This is a genomic window from Caulobacter segnis (genome assembly GCF_029543125.1).
GTDB lineage: Bacteria > Pseudomonadota > Alphaproteobacteria > Caulobacterales > Caulobacteraceae > Caulobacter > Caulobacter segnis_D.
This window is the reverse complement of the sequence record NZ_JARQWW010000001.1, coordinates 895,853-916,867: the sequence shown is the minus strand read 5'-3', so window position 1 is coordinate 916,867 and position 21,015 is coordinate 895,853. Positions and strand designations below refer to the sequence as shown.

Below are 21,015 nucleotides of genomic sequence, written 5' to 3'. Positions count from 1 at the left end.
TTGGTTGGACCTATGGCGTCTCACGCCCACGGCCCCGCTAGACCGCGCGTGAAAGCCAAAGGTCTCGCCAGGCCTTTGAAGGCTGATCGCGCCATGGGCCGAAACCCAAGTCTGTTGACGCGAACCCCGCTGATGGACGCGGGCGGCTACTCCCCAGTGACGGTGGGGTCTTTAGGCCGCGGCGCCGGCGAAAGCAAGCCGCGGCGTCGCTCCACGAGCCAGGCGACGAGCCAGCAGGCCATGGCCCATGCGGCCCCCAGGCTCCAGCCGGCCAGCACGTCGCTGGCCCAGTGCACGGCCAGATAGACCCGGCTCATTCCCACCAAGGCGGCGATCAGCACGGCGGCCGCGAAGATGAAGATCTTCAGGCGTCGGCGATCCATGGCCTGGGCCAGCAAGGCCCCGAGGGTCAGGTAGGTGATGGTCGACAGCATGGCGTGGCCGCTGGGGAAGCTGGCGTTGATCACCTCCTCGGCGCGGAAGATGTCTGGCGGCCGGTCGCGGTTGTAGAGCGCCTTCAGGGTCTGGCTGATGACCACGCCGCCGCTGAGAGACAGGGCGACCAGCAGGGCCGAACCGCCCCGTCTCTTCAGCAGCAAGAACGCCACGGCCAGGCTGGCGATCAGCACCAGAGGCGCGATCCCGCCCAAGGCCGTCAGCTCGCCCATGGCCCGTTCCAGCCAGGGCGGCCCCAGCGCGTCGCGCGGGTCGGCCCCTGGACGAAGCCAATCCAGGATGAACTGGTCGAATCGCTGGCCGTCCGCCTCGCTGGCGTCGTCGGCGATCTCTATGAAGGCGAGGCCGCCGCCGGCGGCGGTGAGCAACGCGCACAGAGCGGCCAGTTCGGTGCGGCCGAACCGGATGGCGCGCTCGAGTAAGGCGGTGATTCTTTGGGCAAGCGGCGCCATTGCGGTTGAACGTGCGCCCGCACAACCGGTTGCCGTCTAAACTCGTAGCTAGGCCGCAGGGCTGAGCTCGATTGTCGCAGCGCCTGTGTAGTAAGGGTTACTTCAACCGCTCTGGGCCATAGCGGGCCGGATCTTCGTTTCGAGGCGCCTGATGGCCGACACGTTTCCCGCCGTTCAAAGCCGCGCCGTGCGCGTGGCCCTGGCCGCCGCCCTGGCGGTGGTCCCCATTCTGCTTCTGGCGGGCTACATCCTGATGCAGGCGTTCGGGCGCGAGGACGCCATGCGCGACGCGCTCAACCAGTCGTTCCTGACGCGCACCCAGACCCAGAAGGTGCTGTCCCTGCTGCAGGACGCGGAGACCGGTCAGCGCGGTTACATGATCACGGGCGATGACGCCTTCCTTGGGCCCTACCTCGTCGCCACGAACGAGATCCCGGACGCCATGTCCGAATTGGAGTCCTTGGTGGACCCCGCCCAGGCTGGCCGCATGCGGCAGCTGCGCCGCGTCGCCGACGGCAAGATGGCGGAGCTGAAGCTCACGATCTCCATGCGCCGTGATGGCCGGACCGACGAAGGCCTCGCCCGCATACGCTCGGGCGTCGGCCGGCGGCTGATGGACGAAGCGCGTACAACCATCGCCGCGATCGAAGGGCACCAGGTCGCCCTGCTGGAGCATCGCCTGGACGAGGCCAAGCGCGCGCGCCGTGGAACGGAGCTTCTGACCGGCGGCCTCTTCATCTTCCTGGCCCTGCTCATCCTGGGAGCAGGGGTCTCCATCCTGCGGACCCTGCGCGAGCGGGAGGCCATCTCCCTGCGGCTTCAGGAGGCGGCGGCCCGCCACCAGGCGGTTTTCGACAGCGCCGTGGATTCCATCATCACGCTTAATCCCAGCGGCAGCATTGAGACCATCAACCGGGCCGGCGAGCGCACCTTCGGCCGCAAGGCGGCGGAGCTGGAGCGCCGTGACCTGGGCGTAGTCATCGAGTTGCCTTCAAAGGGCGAGGGGGCCTTCCTCAAGCGAATCGGCCTGACGGGCGAGACCCTGCGCGACGGCGTGGTGATCGAGGGGACCGGGCGCCGGGCCGACGGCACGACCTTCCCCGTGGACGTGGCCTTCGGCTCCATGCGCCTCAGCCGCGGCCTGCATGTGGTGGCGGTGGTGCGCGACATCTCCGAGCGCAAGCGCATCGAGCAGCTGAAGGACGAGTTCATCTCCACCGTCAGCCACGAGCTGCGCACGCCGCTGACCTCCATCGCGGGGTCGCTGGGCCTGCTGAAGGGCGGGGTCGCCGGACCGCTGGAGGAGCGGGCCGATCGTCTGATCACCATCGCCCACAAGAACTGCGAGCGTCTGGTCCGCCTGATCAACGACATCCTGGACATCCAGAAGATCGAGTCCGGCAAGATGCGCTTCGCCGAGGCGGAGCTTGATCTGATCCAGGTCGTGCATCAGGCGGTCGAGGGCCTGCGCGGCTACACCGGCAGGCTGGGGATCGAGGTGATGGTGGCCGCGCCCGAGGCGCCGCTGATGGTGCGGGGCGACGCCGACCGCCTGACGCAGGTGGCGAGCAATCTGATCGCCAACGCCGCGCGCTTCTCTCCGGCCGGCAAGCCGGTGGAGGTCTCCTTTGTTCTGGACGGCGACACGATCCGCACCAGCGTGCGTGACCATGGCCCCGGCGTGCCGGAAGTGTTCCGTTCGCGGATTTTCAGCAAGTTCGCCCAGGCCGACGGCTCCAGCACCCGCGAGGACGGCGGCACGGGCCTGGGCCTTGCGATCAGCAAGGAGATCACCGACCGACACGGCGGCAAGCTGTGGTTCGAATCGGAGACAGACAAGGGCGCCGTGTTCCACATGGACCTGCCCGTCCTCACGCCCCGCGCGCCGCGCGCGATCGAGGGCGCGTCCACCTTCCTGATCTGCGAGAGCGATCCCCAGGCCGGCGCTCTGCTGCAGGCCCTGCTTGAGGCGGAGGGCGTTCGGACCGAACTGGTCACCGACCTGACCACCGCGGAGACCGTTCTGTCGGAGCGCGCCTATGCGGGCCTGTTCCTGGACCTGAACCTGCCGGACGGGCACGGCCTCGACCTGCTCAAGCGGCTGCGCCTTCAGGGCGACAACCGGGCTCTGCCGGTGGTGGTGGTCTCGCTGGAGGCGCCGAGTCCCGACGATCTGAAGGGGGCGGCGGTAGAGATCGTCGACTGGATCGCCAAGCCGCTTGATTCGACCCGCATCCGTTCGGCCATCGAGACGGTGATCCAGAGGTCGCGCCACGACGGGCCGCTGATTCTGCATGTGGACGACGATCCCGACGTCCTGCACCTGGTCGGCGAGGCGCTCGGCGACGCGGGCGAGGTGATCCGGGCTCAGAGCGTGATCGAGGCGCGCGCGATTCTGGCGGCGCGTCGCCCTGACCTGGTGATTCTCGACCTTGGTTTGCCCGACGGTTCAGGCCTGGAGCTGCTGCCGCTGTTGAAGGGGGCGAACGGGGAGGCGATTCCCGTGATCGTGTTCTCGGCCCAGGAGCTTGAGGATGGGGCCTTCGAGAGCGTGGACGAGGTTCTGACCAAGTCCCGCACTACTCTCGACCACTTGGCCGCCCTGGCGCGCAAGCTGTCCGCCGAGCGGGGCGAAGAGAACCCCTAAGGGTTGTCCCGCAGGACAATCCGCGGGCCGAAAAATTTTCATTTCGGACGGCTCGAAAGGTCGGCGCCCCGCAGGGGCCCGCCATTGCTGAACATTGGGTTGACGGACCCGCCCCGGACCTTTGGTCGTCAACAGGTTGTTAACGAAAAAGTCTGGTTAAGCCCCATTCACCCCGTTGACGATTCAGAGCCTGCATGGCCCCATATGTAGGTCGGTGCAGGGCAGCCGGCACAACATCTAGACAGCTGACGGCGGGGAGCGGACCCGGCCGAAAGTGTTTAAAGTACAGGATCTTGGGGCAGATGATGGCGAGTGAAGCGGCGAAGCAGCAGGCAACCACCAGCGCCCGGACGGCGCCGATGCGGCCAGCCGAGCGGCCCCACCTGCATGTCGTCAGCAAGGTCCAGGTGGACCGTTCGCGCGACGCCCTTCTGACCGATTTCGGCAAGACCACCCTGGAGGACCGCTACCTCCTGCCGGGCGAGTCCTACCAGGACATGTTCGCCCGCGTGGCGACCGCCTTCTCCGACGACGCCGATCACGCCCAACGGATCTACGACTACATCTCCAAGCTGTGGTTCATGCCGGCGACCCCGGTGCTGTCCAACGGCGGCGCCGACCGCGGCCTGCCGATCAGCTGCTTCCTGAACTCGGTGTCCGACAGCCTCGACGGGATCGTCGGCGTCTGGAACGAGAACGTCTGGCTGGCGGCCAACGGCGGCGGCATCGGCACCTACTGGGGCGGCGTCCGCTCCATCGGCGAAAAGGTGAAGGGCCAAGGCCAGACCAGCGGCATCATTCCCTTCATCCGCGTGATGGACTCCCTCACCCTCGCCATCAGCCAGGGCAGCCTGCGCCGCGGTTCGGCGGCGGTCTATCTGGACATCCACCACCCGGAGATCGAGGAGTTCCTCGAAATCCGCAAACCGTCGGGCGACTTCAACCGCAAGTCCCTGAACCTGCACCACGGCATCTCGATCAGCGACGCCTTCATGGAGGCCGTCCGCGACGGCGCAAAGTTCGGTCTGCAATCGCCCAAGACCGGCGAAGTGGTCCGCGAAGTCGACGCCCGTGACCTGTGGCAGAAGATCCTCGACCTGCGCATGCAGACCGGCGAGCCCTACCTGATCTTCTCCGACACCGTGAACCGCGCCATGCCGCAGCACCAGAAGGACCTGGGTCTGTCGGTGCGCCAGTCGAACCTGTGCAGCGAGATCATGCTGCACACCGGCGCCGATCACCTGGGCAACGACCGCACGGCGGTCTGCTGCCTGTCGTCGGTGAACGCCGAGACCTTCCTGGAGTGGCGCGATGAGCCCCGCTTCATCGAGGACGTCATGCGTTTCCTCGACAACGTGCTGGAAGATTTCATCCTGCGCGCCCCGTCGCCGGCCGCCGCCGCCGTCTACGCCGCCCAACGCGAGCGTTCGGTGGGTCTGGGCCTGATGGGCTTCCACTCGTTCCTGCAAGCTCAGAACGTCCCGTTCGAGAGCGCCCTGGCCAAGAGCTGGAACATGCGCCTGTTCAAGCACCTGCGCCGAGAGGCCGACAAGGCCTCCAAGCTGCTGGCCGAAGAGAAGGGCCCGTGCCTGGACGCCGCCGAGCGCGGCGTGATGGAGCGCTTCTCGCACAAGCTGGCCATCGCCCCGACCGCTTCGATCTCGATCATCTGCGGCGGCACCTCGGCGGGCATCGAGCCGATCCCGGCCAACATCTACACCCACAAGACGCTGTCGGGTTCGTTCGCGGTGAAGAACCCCTATCTGGAGCGCCTGCTCGACGAGAAGGGCCAAAACACCGAAGCGGTGTGGGGCTCGATCCTGGAACAGGAAGGCTCGGTTCAGCACCTCGACTTCCTGACCCAAGACGAGAAGGACGTGTTCAAGACCGCCTTCGAGCTGGATCAGCGCTGGGTGGTCGAACTGGCCGCCGACCGCACCCCGGAAATCTGCCAGTCGCAGTCGGTGAACATCTTCCTGCCGGGCGACGTGGATAAGTGGGACCTGCACATGCTGCACTGGCAGGCCTGGGAGCGTGGCGTGAAGTCGCTCTACTACCTGCGCTCCAAGTCGGTTCAGCGCGCGGCCTACGCCGGTGCGGACGGCGCCGAGGGCTCTGCGGCGGCCGAGACCATGAGCACGCCGCGCACCGACTACGAGGAATGCCTCGCCTGCCAGTAAGGCGAAGCATCCGAAGCATCGAGGGGCCGCTCCGAAAGGGGCGGCCCTTCTGCTTTGGGGCCTAGCCGAACACGGCCACGGTCTGGCGGCCGATCAGGATCGGGCGGTCGCCCTCGCCCCACAGGGTCATGGCCTGGGCGGAATAGCCGGCGGCGGTCACCTCCGCCCGGCTCTGGCAGAGCCAGAAGCCGTCCTGCGGGGTGGCTTCGACTTCGGGAAACTCGACCATCCAGGTCATGGAGCTGATCGGCGCCCAGTCGCTGTAGAGCACCGCCGCGGCCGGCGGCAGCACGTCACCGAGCGCGAGAAGCGAGGCGGCCTTCGCCCCGGCCCGTTCGTCGCGATGGCGGATCCACCAGAGAAGCTCCGGGTCTCCTCCGCCGGCCAGCGGCGTCGAGCCGCCGGCGATGCGCCGATCGAAATGCTGGCTGAAGCCGGGGCCGGCCCGGCTGGGCAGGGTGACGGAGTCCGTCGGCGCGGAGACCGTCGGCTTCGCAATGCTGGTGACGTCCAGTTTCGAGGCTCGCGCCGCGCCGAAGCACAGAGTCGCCCGGGTCGCCAGGCCGCCTTGGCTATGCATGTCGACATTGACCACGGTGACCGACTTGCCCCGCCGCAAGATGTCGGTGGTGAAGGACGCTTCGCCCCCTGCCGGCCCGACGAAGGTGAACATGGCCGAGCGCAAGGGCGGCAGGCTCTCGAGCTCGTGCTGGGCCGCCTCCACGCAAAGGGCCGCTGACAGCCCGCCATAGGTGGTCCGCCCCTGAAGCCAGTCGCCCGGGATGTCGGCCCGACCGGAACTTCGGACGCCCTCGACAAGGCTGGAATACGGGGTCAGGGCGACGGCGGCGTCGGTCATGCGTTTATTGGTCCTGTTTAAAGACTTACTCTGGCCATGGTCATTCGGAGCGTCAACAGCTCCACCGTCCGGCGGATTCACTACGAACATCACAAAAGCCTGACCCGCCGCGGTGCAGCACGGCTCGGAACCGGACGCCCCGATCAACGATTGTTTCAGCGAATGACGATCTCGCGGTCCGGATGGGCTAGGCCGCGGACTGATCGGGAGGATGGGGGATCCGCCATGCGGATCTGGGTTGGAATTGGTTGTCTGGCGGCCTGCGCGGTCGCGGGCGCGGCGTCGGCTGAAAGCACGAGCGCGCAAGACTCCGCGGTGCAAGGTGAGCGCCCGCTTGGCCTGAGCGGCGCCTTCGCGGCGCAGGGACCGACCGCCTCTCCGCTATCCCTTTCTCCCACGCGCTATGACCCCGCCCACGGCGTTGTCGACTGGTCGACGCGCGAGACCGTCACCGCCAGCAAGAGCGGCAAGCGCGTGGACTCGGTGCGCGTCAGCGTCGCCAGCTACGCCCCGCGCGCGGGCGGCCTGACCCTGCCGAGTCCCGGCGTCGACGCCGAGGATTTCGCCAGCGTCGACGCTTATGACGTCACCCTGACAAGGGGTTGGCCCGCCGCTGTCGCCTTCTCGGCGGGCAAGCTGGACATCGATGTGTCGCCTCACGCCGCCATCGGGTTCGGCGACAGCGGCAACAGCGCCGAGGCCGGCGCCATGCTGCGCGTGGGCAAGAACCTCGAAGAGCGGGTGGACGGCGCCCTGGGCCGGGTCGGCGTTCAGGACGGCTCCAGCTTCGGCGACAAGGGCCGCTGGTATCTGTTCGCGGCGGCGTCGGGCCGCGCGGTCGGCATGAACCTGATGCAAGGCTCCGGCGGCTGGGAGCGGGCCGGCTGGTCCACCGACGCCACCAGCCGTCTGGTAGGCGACGCCCAGGCCGGGGTGGCTTGGCGCAAGGGCGCCATGCAGGCCTCGCTCGGCTATGTCGGCCGGCGCATCAAGGGCAAGGACCAGTTCCGCGGCATGGACACCATCAACTCGTCCATGGTCGGGGTCAGCTTCAGCCTGCGGCCGAAGTGGTGATCTAGCCGCCTGTCCAGGGCTTGCGGGACTTCGAGCTGTTCAGGCCCATGGCCTGTTCGCGCTGAAAACGCCCGCCGCGCGGCGGCTTCGGGCGCGCGGCGATCGCGGCGTTCTTCAGGCGCAGAGCCTTCTGGATCGGCGTCTCGCCGGGAGGGGCTTGGTCATCGCTCATGGCAGGCTCCGTCAGTAGGTGACGTTCACCGATATCTCGCCGCGCGCCAGGCCGCGCAGATAGTCCGCATAATCGTTGCGCGTGCCGCCGGCGATGGACAGCAAAGCGTCCGAGTCGATCCACCCCTTGTTGAAGGCGATCTCCTCGATGGAGCCGATGCGCAGGCCTTGGCGCTGCTCCAGGGTGCGGACGAATTCGCCGGCCTGGATGAGGCTGTCATGGGTGCCGGTGTCCAGCCAGGTGAAGCCGCGGCCAAGCTGCTCCACGCGCAGGTCGCCGCTTTCCAGATAGAGGCGGTTGAGGTCGGTGATCTCCAGCTCGCCTCGCGGCGACGGCTTCAAGGTGTGCGCCATGGCCGAGGCGCGTCCGTCGTAGAAATAGAGGCCGGTCACCGCGTAATTCGACTTGGGCTTCTGCGGCTTTTCCTCGATGGACAGGACGCGGCCGTCCGGCGCGAACTCCACGACGCCGTAGCGGCCGGGGTCGGCCACGGTATATCCGAATATGGTCGCGCCATCCTGGCGCGCATTGGCGTCGGCAAGCCGTGCGCCGAACTGCGCCCCGTAGAAGATGTTGTCTCCGAGCACGAGCACGCTGGGGCCGCCGTCCAAGAACTCTTCGCCCAGGATGAAGGCCTGGGCCAGACCGTCAGGCGAGGGCTGGATCGCATAGCTCAGCGACATGCCGATGCGCGAGCCGTCGCCCAGCAGACGCTGGAACGCCGCGACGTCTTCCGGCGTGGTGATGATGAGCACTTCGCGGATGCCGGCCAGCATGAGCACCGACAGCGGGTAGTAGATCATCGGCTTGTCGTAGATGGGCAGCAGCTGCTTCGACACCGCCAGGGTCAGGGGGTGCAGCCGCGTTCCGGCGCCTCCCGCCAGGATGATCCCACGTCGCATTCTTCAGTTTTCCTTGGACCCGTAAGGCCAATCTCGACGGATACTACAGCTGCGCCTCAAAAGGACGAAAGCCCGAGCCGGCGGCCCACCCCGTCGCGTTCCAGAAGCGGTCGCCACCAAGTCTCGTTGTCCCGGTACCAATGCACGGTGCGCTCAAGGCCTTCCTCGATGGGCGTGCGCGGCGACCAGCCCAGCTCGCCGCGGATCTTGGCGATGTCGATGGCGTAGCGCAGGTCGTGGCCCGGGCGGTCGGTGACGAACTCGATCAGCCGGGCATGTGGCGACGCGGCGGGCTGGATGGCGTCCAGCGACAAGCAGAGCGTCTTCACCAGGTCGATGTTGCGCCGCTCGGCCTCGCCGCCGATGCAGTAGGTCTCGCCCAGCCGGCCCTTCTCCAGGACAAGCAGCAGGGCTTCGGCGTGATCCTCCACGTACAGCCAGTCGCGGACGTTCAAGCCCTGGCCGTAGACGGGGACGGGCAGGCCGGCGAGCGCGCGAAGCACCACCACGGGGATCAGCTTTTCGGGAAACTGGAACGGCCCGTAGTTATTCGAGCAGTTGGTCAGGACATAGGGAACGCCGAAGGTCTCGCCCCAGGCGCGGACCAGATGATCCGAGGCCGCCTTGCTGGCCGAATAGGGAGAGTTCGGAGCGTAGGCGGTGGTCTCGTCAAAGGGCCGGTCCGCCATGCCCAGGGCGCCGAACACCTCGTCGGTTGAGACGTGGTGGAAGCGGAAGGTGTCTCGCTTGCCGGCCTCCAGCGTCGGCAGATAGGCGCGGACCGCCTCCAGCAGGACGGCCGTCCCCGTGACGTTGGTGTGGACGAAGGCCAGGGGGCCGTCGATGGAGCGGTCCACATGGGACTCCGCCGCCAGGTGCATGACCGCATCCGGCTGATGGCGCGCCAGGACCGCCTTCATCGCTTCGGCGTCGGCGATGTCGGCCTGTTCGAAGGCGTAGGCCGAATGGTCCTCGACCGAAGCCAGGCTCGCCGGATTGGCCGAGTAGGTGAGCTTGTCGACATTGACGACCGACAGCCCGCGCGCGATCGCCAGGCGGACGACCGCCGAGCCGATGAAGCCGGCGCCTCCCGTGACCATCAGCTTCAAGGGACGGGCTCCGCTTCGGCATATTCGAAGGGCGTGTCGAAATCGGCGAAGCGCTGGGCGCCTTCGTCCTTGGCCGACAGGATGGCGTTCTCGACCCCCCAATTGATCGCCAGATCAGGGTCGCTCCAAAGCACTGCGCCGTCGCAGCCGGGCGCATAGACGTCGGAGACCTTGTACATCACCCGGGTGTCCGGCTTCAGCGTGACGAAACCGTGCAGGAAGCCGACCGGCACGTACATCTGCTCCCCGCCGTCGGCGTCGAGAACATGGCTCACATGCCGGCCGAAGGTCGGTGAGCCGCGACGGGCGTCGACGGCCACGTCGAGGATCGCGCCGCTCAGCACGCTGACGAGCTTGGCCTGCGGATGCGGCGGGGTCTGGAAGTGCAGGCCCCGCAGAGTGCCGGTCTTCTCCGACAGGCTCATATTGTCCTGAACAAAGGCCGGCAGGCCAAGTTCGGCGGTCTTCTGACGGCTGTAGAGTTCAGTGAAGAATCCTCGCGCATCGCGAACACGCTGCGGCTTGAGGATCATCACTTCGGGAATGGCGAGACGTTCGACGTCCATGAATGAAAGCGTCCGAGTGCTTGTAGCCCCCTGCCTTAGACCCAGAAGGCGGTGATTGCAGCCGCGCTCTGCGGAAAAATCCGAGCGATCAGCCTTTCGCGGCTTGCCGGGCGGTCTTGCGGGGCGCCGGCGCAGTCTCGGAGACAAGGGCGCTGAGGGTGGCGAGCAGGGTCTCGGGAATCACCGGCTTGCCGACCCAGGCGTCGAACACCTCCATCAGCGCCGGGGTCGCGGCGCCGGCGGAAAAGGCGATGATCGGGCGGCGCGCGCCCTCCGGCTCATCGGCCCGCAGGCGGCGGGCGACGCCTTCGCCATCGAGACCCGGCATGCGCAGGTCCAGCAGGATGGCGTCGAAGGTTTCGGCCTCGGCGAGGCTCAGCGCCTCCAGGCCGTCGCGTGCGAGACGGACATCGACGCCGACGGCGTTCAGCAGGACATGCACCAGCTGGCGATTGGCCAGGTTGTCGTCGGCGAAAAGGATGCGGCGGCCCGCCATGGCGGGGGGCGCCGCCTCGGCCTCTTCGATCTCGGCCTGCCCGACCGGGGCCGGGATGTAGAAGCTGAAGCAGGAGCCTTGGCCCGGCGTGCTGTCGACGGCGATGCCGCCGCCCATGGCCTCGACCAGCCCCTTGCAGATCGCCAGGCCCAGACCGGTGCCGCCGTGGGCGCGGGTCGAGGAGCCGTCGATCTGTGAGAAGCGCTTGAACAGCTTCTCCATGTCTTCGGGCGGAATGCCCGGGCCCGTGTCGGCGACCTGGATGCGCAGCATCTGGGTGTCGGCGTCATAGGCGGCGTCCAAGCGAACCTCGCCCGTCTCGGTGAACTTCACGGCGTTGCCCAGCAGGTTCAGCAGCACTTGGCGCACGCGGTCGGCGTCGATCCGCACGGACGGGGGCAGGGTCCCTATGCCGGTAGAGCAAAGCGTCAGGCCCTTCTGGGCGGCCTGGATGGAGAACAGGGCGACGGTCCGCTCGGCCAGGCCGCGCGGATCCACGTCCACCGCATTGATCTCCACCTGGCCGGCTTCCAGTTTCGAGAACTCCAGGATGTCGTTGACGGTCGCCAGAAGGGCGCGGCCGGCGGTGGTCACCAGCTCCAGGTATTCGACAGTCTGCACGTCCTGCCCCGGTCGGCGGGCGGCCATCTCGGAGAAGCCGATGACCGCGGTCAGGGGCGTGCGCAGCTCATGGCTCATATTGGCCAGGAATTCGGCCTTGGCGGCGGCGGCGGCTTCGGCCTCCACCCGGGCCTCATGGAGCTGCGCCTCCAGCGCCTTGCGGGCGGTGATGTCGCGGACGATGTCTGTGATGCCGGTGATGCGGTCCGTGTTCGGATCGCGCACGATCACGGGCTGGCCTTCGAACCAGGCGGTTTCGCCGTTGTGCTTGCGAATGCGGTATTCGATGCGCGCCGGCTTGCCCCCCGCTTGGGCGCCCTGGGCGATCAGGCTGTCGAGCATGGCGCGGACGTCCTGCCGAACCAGGAAGTCCAGAGCGTTGCGGCCGGCCAGGCCTTCGGAATCGTAGCCCAGCAAGGTCTTCGAGGACGGCGAGACATAGGTCAGCACGCCGCGCGTATTGCACTGCAGCACGAGGTCGGTGGCGTTTTCGGCCAGCAGACGGAAGCGGGCTTCGCTCTCGGCCAGAGCCGTTTCGCTGGCGACCTGGGCGGTGATGTCGAGGGTCGTGCCGAAGATGGCGGCGGGAACGCCGGCGTCATCGTGATCAAGGCGCATCCGGATCGACAGCCGCCGCGCCGCGCCGTCCGGCCGCACGATGGAGATGCTGATGTCATTCATCGGCGCTTTGCCGGTGACGATGCTGATCAGCTCCTGCTTCAGTCGCGCGCGGTCGGCGGGGACGATGATGGAGCGGGAGAGCTCCAGAAGGTTGGTTTCGTTCTCGTCCACGCCGAAGATGTCGAACATCTGGCGCGAACAGGTGAGGCCCTGGTCGTGCAGGTCCATTCGCCAGTGACCCAGGCCGACGACGCCCTCGGCCATCTCGGCGCGCCGGCTCTGCTCACGGGCGGCGTCGCGCGCGGCGACCGCTTCCTGCTGAAGTCGGCGCCCGCGCGTGGCCATGGCCGCGACGAAGAGGGCGGTGAGGGTGGTCACGGCCAGGAAAAGCTGCAGGGCGATGGCCTTTTCGACCGCGCCCATGGGCTGGTTGTCGAGCGAGCCGACCCCGGCGGCGCTGAGCAGCACGGCGGTTATGGCGGTGACCGCCACCCCGATCATGGCGCCCAGGGCCTCCATCCGCACCGCCAGCAGCAACACCAGCGGCGGCACGAAGAACAGGAAAGGATAGGGGCCGAAGTGGAAGACCGCGACCACCATGGCGGCGATGGCCGCGATGGCGGCGATGGATATGCGGTCGAAGAGATTGGCGCGGAAGGCGTCGGGCCGTCGCGCCAGGGTGGTCAGGGCGGGGGTGATGATCAGCAGGCCCAGGCTGTTGGCCAGGATCCACAGGGTGAAGTTCTGCATGATCATGCCGCGGCCCAGGGCGTGCAGCATGAGCGAACTGATCAGGGCCGAGCCCAGGACGCTGACCACTGAGGCGATCACGAACCAGGTAAGGTGGCGTGGTTGGCTGAGATCGACCTGAGCCCCGAGAATGCGGCGGACGATATAGGCGCAGGCGAGATACTCGATTGCGTCGGTGACCGACAGGCCGAAGGCGAGAATCGGCGTCGCGCCCGCGGCGGCGTTCCCGATCAGATTGCCCCCGACCGCCGCGGCCACGATCCAGCCCCAGTAGCGCCAGGGCGCCAGAAGCAGCGCCGTGAGCGCCAGGCCGTTCGCCGCCCAGATCGGCGTCAGCTGCTTGTGCCGCATCGTCAGGGCCACGCACGCCCACGCCAGGAAGGCCACGGCGGGTGTGACGGAGCCGATGGCCAGGGCTCGCATGATGGGACGGCGCAGAGCGGTCATGCGGCAAGCATGACAACTACATCTAAAGGTGGTGCTAACCGCCAAGCTTAAGGTGCGCGGGTATCCGCGGGCGTGACGGAAACGTGGCGAAGCTTTGTCTGACCGCTTGACAGCGCTGTCAATGCGTCGTTAGTTAGCATCATAAACAGGCGGAAAACCGCCCGGACCGCGTTTGGGAGGACGCAAGGCCAATGCACAGCACAGTTTCGAGTCCGTCCGCCTAGGCGACGTCGGACCTATCCAGAGCGTCGAGATCGCTGACGTCCGGACCGCGCCAGGCGCGCGCCGGCGCGCGGGCGCTCATCTGTTCACACTCAAAAGAAAACCATCACCCAACGGGGAAGGGGAAACAACGTGTCTTCAGGCAAGAAAGCGACCGTGAGGAAGCTGACCACGAAGTTGGCGGCGGTGCTGCTGGCGGGGGCCTCGCCCCTGGCGATCTCGACCATCGCGCATGCGCAGGACTCCGAAGTCGAAGAGCTCATCGTCACCGGCATCCGCGCCTCGCAGATGAAGTCCGTGGACGTCAAGCGGACCGAAACCGCTCTCGTGGACGCCATTTCGTCGGAAGACATCGGCAAGCTGCCCGACGTCACCATCGCCGACGCCCTGCAGCGGGTGTCCGGCATCCAGATCCAGCGCAACGCCGGTGAAGGCGCGACGGTCAACATCCGCGGCCTGCGGCAGGTCATCACCCTGCTGAACGGCGAACAGTACCTCAGCGCCGGCAACATGGGCGAGGCCCAGCCGAACCTGATGGACGTCCCCGCCCAGCTGATGAACCAAGTGCTGGTCTACAAGACCACCGACCCGACCAACGCCCTGTCGGGCATCTCGGGCACCATCGACCTGCGCACCCGCCGTCCGTTCCAGATGCCGTCGGGCCTGCAGCTGAGCGGCGGCGCCGAATATCAGCGCGGCGACGACACCAAGAAGGACGACTGGCTGGTCAACGCCCTGGCCTCCTGGCGCAACGACCGCGTCGGCGCCCTGGTGGGCGTGGCGGCGAGCAACGCCAACCTCGGCAACAACTATTCCGGCACCGTGGCCCTGTCGGGCAACAACGACTGGGGCGGCACCGCGCCGAACAACTTCATCTCGCCGCACGGCTTCGAAAGCTTCGCCCGTACCGTGGAGCGTGAACGCCTGGCCGTGAACGGCGCCTTCGAGTTCGATCTGGGTGAAGGCTTCACCCTGGTGGCCGAGGGCTTCTACGCCAAGCTCGACGAATATGACCGCAAGGTCGGCCTCAACATCTCCAACCGTTGGTCGGGCGACGCCTTCGGCGTGTGGTCCCGTCCGACCGTGTCCCAGAACACGGGCTCGACCACCAACGGCCGTCCCTGGCTGGCCGTCGACGAGTACGACATCGACGCCTGGTGGGTGAACTCGTTCTCGGTGAACCGCGTCACCAAGTCGGAAACCAAGAACTTCAACGTCGAGCTGAACTACGACAACGACGGTCCGTTCACCGCCGAAGTCCGCGCCATCTATGCCGACGGCGACCGCCTCAGCATGAACGGCCAAGCCCAGGGCGACCTGAGCAACTGGCGCTATGCGCCGGGCCGCTTCACCCTGTTCCGCGACGCCACCGACCGCACGCGCGGCACCTTCTATCCGGCCGCGATCGCGTCGAAGTTCCCGACCCGCTACACCAACGGCATCGTCGGCAGCGCCGGCGGCCGGTTCGTCGACCCGAACCCGCTGGGCTACGGCGAGAACCCGCAGCTGCACTACAACATCTCGGGCGACAAGGCGGTCTGGAGCGGCTTCGACCGTCCGATCAGCGGCGGCCTCGGCGCCGGCAAGACGCTGAAGGACTACATGGCCAACAAGGACAGCTACGCGATCGGCGCGTTCTCGTCCGAAGGCAACAACGAGATCCAGTCGGAGATGTCGGTGTTCCGCGCCGACGGCCACTACAAGTTCCAAGACGAGCCGTTCCTGGGCTTCATCACCAACATCGACGTGGGCGCGCGCATCAGCGACCGCTCGGTCGAGGCCGAGCAGTTCCACCTGTTCTCGGGCTTCTACGGCGGCGTTCCGGGCGCGGTGCAGGCCAACGGCTCGCCCGTTCCGGCCGGTGGCTGCGAGGCCCAGTGGAAGGCCATCGACGTCGTGATGGACCAGAGCCAGTGCCAGGCCGGCGAGTTCATCATCGATCCGCTGACCGGCGTGCGGAAATTCCAACCCTACACCGTCAACGCCCCGACCCGCCTCGACACCTACAACAACGTCATCTGGGTGGATGACTACGGCGGCGTCACGGCCGGCCTGCCCGGCGTGTGGGCGGTCGATCCGCGCGACTTCGACAACCCGGCTGAATTCCACAAGAAGGTGTTCGGCGGCGCCATCCGCGTCACCGTTCCGGGCGAATCCTACGACGTCGACCTGCGCGAGCAGAGCGCCTATGCCGCGACCAACTTCGCCATCGGCAGGCTGTCGGGCGATATGGGTCTGAAGATGATCCGCACCGAACTGCTGGTGCGCCAGAACATCACTGGCGAGACCCGCAACTACGGCGACACCAACGCCGATGCGGGCGATACGGTCACCCGCCGCAAGTACACGGACCTGCTGCCGTCGATCAACGCTCAGTACGCGGTCACCGACGCCCTGAAGGCGCGCTTCTCGTACTCCAAGACGATGCAGCCGCTCGACCTGCTCAACTACGGCGGCGCGCTGAAGATCAACACGGCGGACGATCCGGGTCTTGGCATCCGCATCGTCACCAGCGCCGAGGCCAAGGGCAACCCGAACCTCGATCCCTGGCGTTCGGACAACTTCGACGCCGCGCTCGAGTACTATGTCGGTCAGGCCTCGATGTTCTCGATCTCGGCTTTCCTGCTGAAGATCGACAGCTTCGTCACCAACGGCACGACCACCGGCAGCTTCCCCGATCAGGACGGCGTCATCCGCCGTCCGGTCAACGTCACCCTGCCTATCCAGGGCGACGGCGGCGAAGTGAAGGGTCTGGAAGTCGGCGCCAAGGTCGCCATGAGCGACTTCATCAGCTCGCCGATCCTCGAGAACTTCGGCTTCGACACCAACTACACCTACTCGCCCAGCGAGGAGTCGCGTCTGGGTGTCGATGGCGAGAAGCTGCCCTTCGCCCAGAACTCCAAGAACCAGTTCAATCTGATCGGCTGGTACCAGGACGACAAGCTGCAGGTCCGCGTGGCCTACAACTTCCGCAGCGCCCGCCTGCAAGAGGTGATGAGCAACAACATCCCGATCTACCAGGACTCGACCCAGTACGTGGACGTGAACGTCAGCTACGCCGTGCGTGACAACGTGACCGTCTACCTCAACGGCTCCAACGTCACCGGCGAGATCGAGAACTACTACGCTCGCTTCGCCAAGGGTCAGACCCAATACGTCTGGCAAAACGAGTTCGAGCCTCGCTACACCCTGGGCGTCCGCGCCCGCTGGTAAGCTGAACCCTCAAACCGGAAGGGGCCGCCGTGACAAAACTCACGGCGGCCTTTTTTATGCAGGGAAAGATCGGACCGGGAGGCCGACGTGGCGGACAACCGCATCCAGAGCATCGTCATCGTCGGCGGGGGCACCGCCGGATGGATGGCCGCCGCCAGCCTGCGGCGGCATTTCCACAAGCTGCCGGTGGAGATCACCCTCATCGAGTCCGCCGAGATCGGCACGATCGGCGTGGGCGAGGCGACCATCCCCACCATCCGGCGCTTCTATCAGGCGCTCGGCTTGACCGACCTGGACGTGCTGAAGGCGACGCAGGGGACCTGCAAGCTGGGCATCCGGTTTCGCGACTGGAACGCGCCCGGCTCGTCGTTCGTCCACCCCTTCGGCCTCTATGGCCAGGAACTGCGCGGCGTCGGCTTCCATCACTATTGGCTGAAGATGCGCCAGGCGGGGAAGGCCGGGCCGCTGGGCGAATACAGCCTCGGCGCCAGCCTGGCGGCGGCCAGCAAGTTCGTCACCCCGTCGCCCAATCCGCCCTCCAGCCTGTCGGTCTTCGACTGGGCCCTGCATTTCGACGCCGGCCTCTTCGCCCAGCTGATGCGCAAGACCGCAGAGACGGACGGCGTGCGGCGCATCGAGGGAACCATCGGCAAGGTCAATCAGCGCGCCGAGGACGGTTTCATCACCTCGGTGGAGCTCAATGACGGCCGAGTGGTCGAAGGCGAGCTGTTCATCGACTGCTCCGGCTTCCGCGGCCTGCTGATCGAGCAGACGCTGAACACCGGCTACGAGGACTGGAGCCACTGGCTGTTCTGCGACCGCGCCCTGGCGGTGCAGAGCGTCGGAACGCCCGGGCCTCCGTCCTATACCGACGTCCTGGCGCTCTCTTGCGGCTGGCGCTGGCGCATTCCGCTGCGGCACCGGTTCGGCAACGGTTATGTCTATTCCAGCCGGTTCATCGACGACGAGGCCGCCAAGGCCGAGCTGATCTCGACCATTCCCGACAAACTGCTGTTCGAGCCGCGCCCCATCCGCTTCATGCCGGGCCGTCGCAATAAGACGTGGAACAAGAACTGCGTGGCCCTGGGCTTGGCTTCCGGCTTCCTGGAGCCGCTGGAAAGCACCAGCATCGCCCTGATCGAAACGGGCATCGAGAAGATCAAGCAACTGTTCCCCGACCGTCGTTTCGACTCGCGCCTGATCGACGAGTTCAACGACTGGTCCAGGCGCGAATTCGAGCGCGTCCGCGACTTCATCATCCTGCACTACAAGGCTGCTCAGCGCGCCGACACGCCGTTCTGGCGGCATTGCCGGGACGCCGAGATTCCCGACACCCTGGCGCACAAGGTCGAGATGTTCCGCAGTCGCGGGCACTTCATCCGCTATCGGTGGGAGATGTTCTCGCCGCCCAGCTGGCTGGCGATCTACGACGGCTTCGGGATCATGCCCGACGACTATGATCCGGCGGTGGACATGCTCGACGCCGACGGCCTCGCCCGCAGCCTGGAGGAGATGCGCCGCTCCGTGGCGCGGGCGGTTGCGGACGCCCCCACCCATCAGGACTTTCTGGAACGCTACTGCGGTCCTTATCTGGCCGAGGCCGCAGAGGAGATGCCGGCATGAACGATCCCATCCGCAAGATCGTCGTGGTGGGCGGCGGCACCGCCGGCTGGATGGTGGCGGCCATGCTCGGCCATCAGGCTCAGGGGCAGGCGGCTGTCGAGCTCATAGAGTCCGATGAGATCGGCACGATAGGCGTGGGGGAGTCGACCATCCCGCCCTTCGTCTACCTGCTGCGCAAGCTTGAGATCGACGAACAGGATTTCATCAAGGCGACCCACGCAAGCTTCAAGCTCGGCATCCAGTTTCGCGACTGGCGCCGCAAGGGCGAGACCTATTTCCATCCCTTCGGATCCATCGGCGGCCAACTCGACATCCACGATTTCTACGACTGCTGGCTGAAGGCGAAGACCAAGGGACATCCCTCCCGCCTTCTGGACTTCGCCCCCGCCGCAGTCATGGCCGAGCAGGGACGGTTCATGCTGCCCTTCAAGGCGGAAGGAACGCCCATCGGCGGCGCCGGCTATGCTCTCCACGTGGACGCCAAGCACGTGGCCGCCTATCTGCGCAGGTTCGCCGAAGCCAAGGGCGTCGTGCGCACCGAGGGCATGGTCACCGAGGTCGTCACCCGCCCCGGTGACGGCTTCATCGAGAAGGTCCGGCTGAAGGACGGCCGGGAGGTCGAGGGCGACCTGTTCATCGACTGCTCGGGCTTCCGCGCCCTGCTGATCGAGAAGGCGCTCGGCGTCGGCTATGTTGACTGGTCCGACGTGCTGCTCTGCGACCGGGCGGTGGCCATCCAGACCACCAACGTCGGAGACACCCATCCCTATACCGTCGCCCACGCCGAGGACTGCGGCTGGCGCTGGCGCATCCCCCTGCAGCATCGGGCGGGCAACGGCTATGTCTATTCGAGCCGCCACATCAGCGACGACGAGGCGGTGGCGACCTTGATGAGCCGGATCACCGGCGAGCCGTTGATCAAGCCCAACATCATCCCGTTCCGCACAGGCGTCCGGGAGAAAATCTGGCACAAGAACTGCGTATCGATCGGCCTGGCTTCGGGCTTTATCGAGCCTTTGGAGTCCACCGCGATCCACCTGGTTTATCGGGCGATGGACTATCTGCTGCGCTACTTCCCCGACCGGACCTGCGCGCCGGCTTTGGCCGACGAGTTCAACCGCCGGATCCGGACGGAATACGAAGAGATCCGCGACTTCATCGTGCTGCACTACTGCATGACCGAGCGCGACGACACGCCGTTCTGGGCGGAATACAAGGCCATGGCGCCCACGCCCAGCCTGCAGGCCAAGATCGACCTTTTCCGTGAAGCGGCGACCCTGCGCGAAGGGGTGGACGAACTCTTCCGCGAAGTCTCCTGGCGCTCGGTGATGGAGGGCATGGGCGTTCATCCCAAGCGATATCATCCCTTGGTGGACCGCCTGCCCTATTCGGTGATCGAGAACACCCTCGATCAGGCGGGGCCGCGCATGGCGCAGTTCGTCTCCACCCTGCCGACACATGACGAGTTCCTGGCGAAGGTCTGTCCCGCGCCGAAGCTCGACCTGACTCCGGTCACGGTCTGATGCTGTCGCGGCGATCGCTGCTGGCGGCCGGCATGGCGGCAGTGGCGACCCCCGCCCTGGCGACGCGCTCGCCCTGGCCGCTGGGCGTGCAGCTCTGGACGGCGCATGCGCAGCTTGCCGCCGATTTTGAGGCGACCCTGCGGTCCATCGCCGAGATCGGCTATCGGCGGGTGGAGGCCGCAGGCTTGCATGGCCGCACGCCGGACACCTTCCGCAAGGCTTTGGAGGCGGCGGGCCTGTCCTGCGACAGCGCCCATGTCTCCATGCCGGATTTGCGCGACGATCCCGACCGGGCGATCTGCGTAGCCCGGGACCTCGGCGCCCGATACCTGGTCTGTTCATCGCCCGCGCCGGTCCGGCCGCTTCAGAAGGGGATCGATTGGAACACGGCCCTGGCGCGGGCCATGACCCTGGACGATTGGAAGCACAACGCCGACCTGCTGAACCGCTTCGGCGCGCGGGCGGCCAAGGCGGGGCTTCGGCTCGGCTATCACAACCATCTTGCAGAGGCGGGCCTCTACGAAGGCGTGCGCGCCTACGACCTGCTGCTGGAGCGCACCCAGCCGGATCTGGTCTGCATGCAATTGGACGTGGCCTGGGCCGCCGCGGGCGGCCTCGATCCCGTGACTTTGCTGCAAAAGCATGGGGCGCGCATCGCGTTGCTGCACCTCAAGGACCTGGCCGTGAAGCAGGATCCCGGGCGATCCCTCACTACGGTCGAGCTCGGCCGCGGGACGATCGACTGGAGCGCCGTGATCCCGGCGGCCAAGGCGGCCGGGGTGCGGGCGGCCTTTGTCGAGCAGGAGGCGCCCTTCGCACGCCCGGTGCTTGAGTCCCTGCGCATCAGCCGCGATTTCCTGTCGGGCGCCTAGCGCAGCATCAGCCAGACGATGAGCATCCAGATCGGGATGCACATGACCAGGACGAAGAGCACCGTGCGCCGCACGGACCAGGCGCGCGGGCGGTCCCGCCGATCGGCGCGCCGGCGCCCGGGGAAATGGGGAACGACGTCGTCTTCGGCCCGCGGGTCATCCGGTCTCGACCATATGCGGCGGACGGCGCGGGCGATGGTGCGGATCATC

15 protein-coding genes and 1 riboswitch are annotated in these 21,015 nt (G+C 66.9%); of the genes, 7 read left to right on the top strand and 8 right to left on the bottom strand.

Annotated elements, in window-relative coordinates; translation table 11 throughout:
- Positions 1–69: 69 nt before the first annotated feature.
- Positions 70–167, bottom strand: a riboswitch (yybP-ykoY riboswitch).
- Entirely contained in the window at positions 147–908 is a 762-nt protein-coding gene (locus P7B02_RS04435; protein WP_277785097.1) for a phosphatase PAP2 family protein, read from the bottom strand. Its footprint overlaps the riboswitch before it by 21 nt.
- 151 nt (positions 909–1,059) lie before the next feature.
- Between P7B02_RS04435 and P7B02_RS04430 the strand changes: the two genes are divergently transcribed.
- On the top strand, positions 1,060–3,555 hold the full coding sequence (locus P7B02_RS04430; protein ID WP_277785096.1) for a CHASE3 domain-containing protein: 2,496 nt from the start codon (positions 1,060–1,062) through the stop codon (positions 3,553–3,555).
- A gap of 302 nt (positions 3,556–3,857) precedes the next feature.
- Entirely contained in the window at positions 3,858–5,735 is a 1,878-nt protein-coding gene (locus P7B02_RS04425; RefSeq protein ID WP_277785095.1) for a ribonucleoside-diphosphate reductase subunit alpha, read from the top strand.
- 61 nt (positions 5,736–5,796) lie between these two features.
- Here the strand turns inward: P7B02_RS04425 and P7B02_RS04420 are convergent, their stop codons facing one another.
- On the bottom strand, positions 5,797–6,594 hold the full coding sequence (locus tag P7B02_RS04420; protein ID WP_277785094.1) for a thioesterase family protein: 798 nt from the start codon (positions 6,592–6,594) through the stop codon (positions 5,797–5,799).
- A 315-nt stretch (positions 6,595–6,909) separates the two neighbouring features.
- On the opposite strand from P7B02_RS04420, the gene P7B02_RS04415 reads away from it, so the two are divergent.
- Positions 6,910–7,668, top strand: coding sequence for a lipid A-modifier LpxR family protein (locus P7B02_RS04415; RefSeq protein WP_277785093.1), 759 nt, complete (start codon positions 6,910–6,912; stop codon positions 7,666–7,668).
- Position 7,669: 1 nt separating this feature from the next.
- On the opposite strand, the gene P7B02_RS04410 is transcribed toward P7B02_RS04415, so the two are convergent.
- From P7B02_RS04410 to P7B02_RS04390, 5 genes are all read right to left on the bottom strand, one after another.
- A complete protein-coding gene (locus tag P7B02_RS04410; protein WP_277785092.1) occupies positions 7,670–7,840 on the bottom strand; it encodes a hypothetical protein in 171 nt (56 codons plus the stop codon).
- Between the two features lie 11 nt (positions 7,841–7,851).
- Positions 7,852–8,742 carry a glucose-1-phosphate thymidylyltransferase RfbA gene (gene rfbA, locus P7B02_RS04405; protein ID WP_277785091.1) on the bottom strand — a complete coding sequence of 297 codons (891 nt, stop codon included), beginning with the start codon at positions 8,740–8,742 and terminating at the stop codon, positions 7,852–7,854.
- Positions 8,743–8,798: 56 nt separating this feature from the next.
- Positions 8,799–9,851 (bottom strand): dTDP-glucose 4,6-dehydratase, encoded by a 1,053-nt coding sequence (rfbB, locus tag P7B02_RS04400; RefSeq protein ID WP_347276635.1) that lies wholly within the window; start codon positions 9,849–9,851, stop codon positions 8,799–8,801.
- Positions 9,848–10,417, bottom strand: coding sequence for a dTDP-4-dehydrorhamnose 3,5-epimerase (rfbC, locus tag P7B02_RS04395; protein ID WP_277785090.1), 570 nt, complete (start codon positions 10,415–10,417; stop codon positions 9,848–9,850). The genes rfbB and rfbC overlap by 4 nt, the downstream gene beginning before the upstream one ends.
- Positions 10,418–10,505: 88 nt before the next feature.
- Entirely contained in the window at positions 10,506–13,352 is a 2,847-nt protein-coding gene (locus P7B02_RS04390) for an ATP-binding protein (RefSeq protein ID WP_277785089.1), read from the bottom strand.
- A gap of 378 nt (positions 13,353–13,730) precedes the next feature.
- Between P7B02_RS04390 and P7B02_RS04385 the strand changes: the two genes are divergently transcribed.
- The 4 genes from P7B02_RS04385 (at position 13,731) to P7B02_RS04370 (ending at position 20,805) form a co-directional block, all read left to right on the top strand.
- The gene (locus P7B02_RS04385) at positions 13,731–16,787 is read left to right on the top strand and encodes a TonB-dependent receptor (RefSeq protein WP_277785088.1); all 3,057 of its coding nucleotides are present in this window, start codon (positions 13,731–13,733) and stop codon (positions 16,785–16,787) included.
- Positions 16,788–16,874: 87 nt separating this feature from the next.
- Entirely contained in the window at positions 16,875–18,410 is a 1,536-nt protein-coding gene (locus P7B02_RS04380) for a tryptophan halogenase family protein (RefSeq protein ID WP_277785087.1), read from the top strand.
- Positions 18,407–19,933, top strand: coding sequence for a tryptophan halogenase family protein (locus P7B02_RS04375; RefSeq protein ID WP_277785086.1), 1,527 nt, complete (start codon positions 18,407–18,409; stop codon positions 19,931–19,933). Before P7B02_RS04380 ends, P7B02_RS04375 begins: the two co-directional genes overlap by 4 nt.
- The gene (locus P7B02_RS04370; RefSeq protein WP_277785085.1) at positions 19,933–20,805 is read left to right on the top strand and encodes a sugar phosphate isomerase/epimerase family protein; all 873 of its coding nucleotides are present in this window, start codon (positions 19,933–19,935) and stop codon (positions 20,803–20,805) included. The genes P7B02_RS04375 and P7B02_RS04370 overlap by 1 nt, the downstream gene beginning before the upstream one ends.
- Here P7B02_RS04370 and P7B02_RS04365 read toward each other — a convergent pair.
- Positions 20,802–21,014 carry a hypothetical protein gene (locus P7B02_RS04365; RefSeq protein WP_277785084.1) on the bottom strand — a complete coding sequence of 71 codons (213 nt, stop codon included), beginning with the start codon at positions 21,012–21,014 and terminating at the stop codon, positions 20,802–20,804. The genes P7B02_RS04370 and P7B02_RS04365 overlap by 4 nt on opposite strands.
- Between the last annotated feature and the right edge of the window lies 1 nt (position 21,015).

What these genes read in the sequence shown, in the direction of transcription:
- P7B02_RS04365 (WP_277785084.1), bottom strand. Translation starts at nt 21,014, where the DNA reads ATGATCCGCACCATCGCCCGCGCCGTCCGCCGCATATGGTCGAGACCG.
- P7B02_RS04410 (WP_277785092.1), bottom strand. Translation starts at nt 7,840, where the DNA reads ATGAGCGATGACCAAGCCCCTCCCGGCGAGACGCCGATCCAGAAGGCT.
- P7B02_RS04370 (WP_277785085.1), top strand. Translation starts at nt 19,933, where the DNA reads ATGCTGTCGCGGCGATCGCTGCTGGCGGCCGGCATGGCGGCAGTGGCG.
- rfbA (WP_277785091.1), bottom strand. Translation starts at nt 8,742, where the DNA reads ATGCGACGTGGGATCATCCTGGCGGGAGGCGCCGGAACGCGGCTGCAC.
- P7B02_RS04430 (WP_277785096.1), top strand. Translation starts at nt 1,060, where the DNA reads ATGGCCGACACGTTTCCCGCCGTTCAAAGCCGCGCCGTGCGCGTGGCC.
- P7B02_RS04375 (WP_277785086.1), top strand. Translation starts at nt 18,407, where the DNA reads ATGAACGATCCCATCCGCAAGATCGTCGTGGTGGGCGGCGGCACCGCC.
- P7B02_RS04435 (WP_277785097.1), bottom strand. Translation starts at nt 908, where the DNA reads ATGGCGCCGCTTGCCCAAAGAATCACCGCCTTACTCGAGCGCGCCATC.
- P7B02_RS04425 (WP_277785095.1), top strand. Translation starts at nt 3,858, where the DNA reads ATGATGGCGAGTGAAGCGGCGAAGCAGCAGGCAACCACCAGCGCCCGG.
- rfbC (WP_277785090.1), bottom strand. Translation starts at nt 10,417, where the DNA reads ATGGACGTCGAACGTCTCGCCATTCCCGAAGTGATGATCCTCAAGCCG.
- P7B02_RS04420 (WP_277785094.1), bottom strand. Translation starts at nt 6,594, where the DNA reads ATGACCGACGCCGCCGTCGCCCTGACCCCGTATTCCAGCCTTGTCGAG.
- P7B02_RS04390 (WP_277785089.1), bottom strand. Translation starts at nt 13,352, where the DNA reads ATGACCGCTCTGCGCCGTCCCATCATGCGAGCCCTGGCCATCGGCTCC.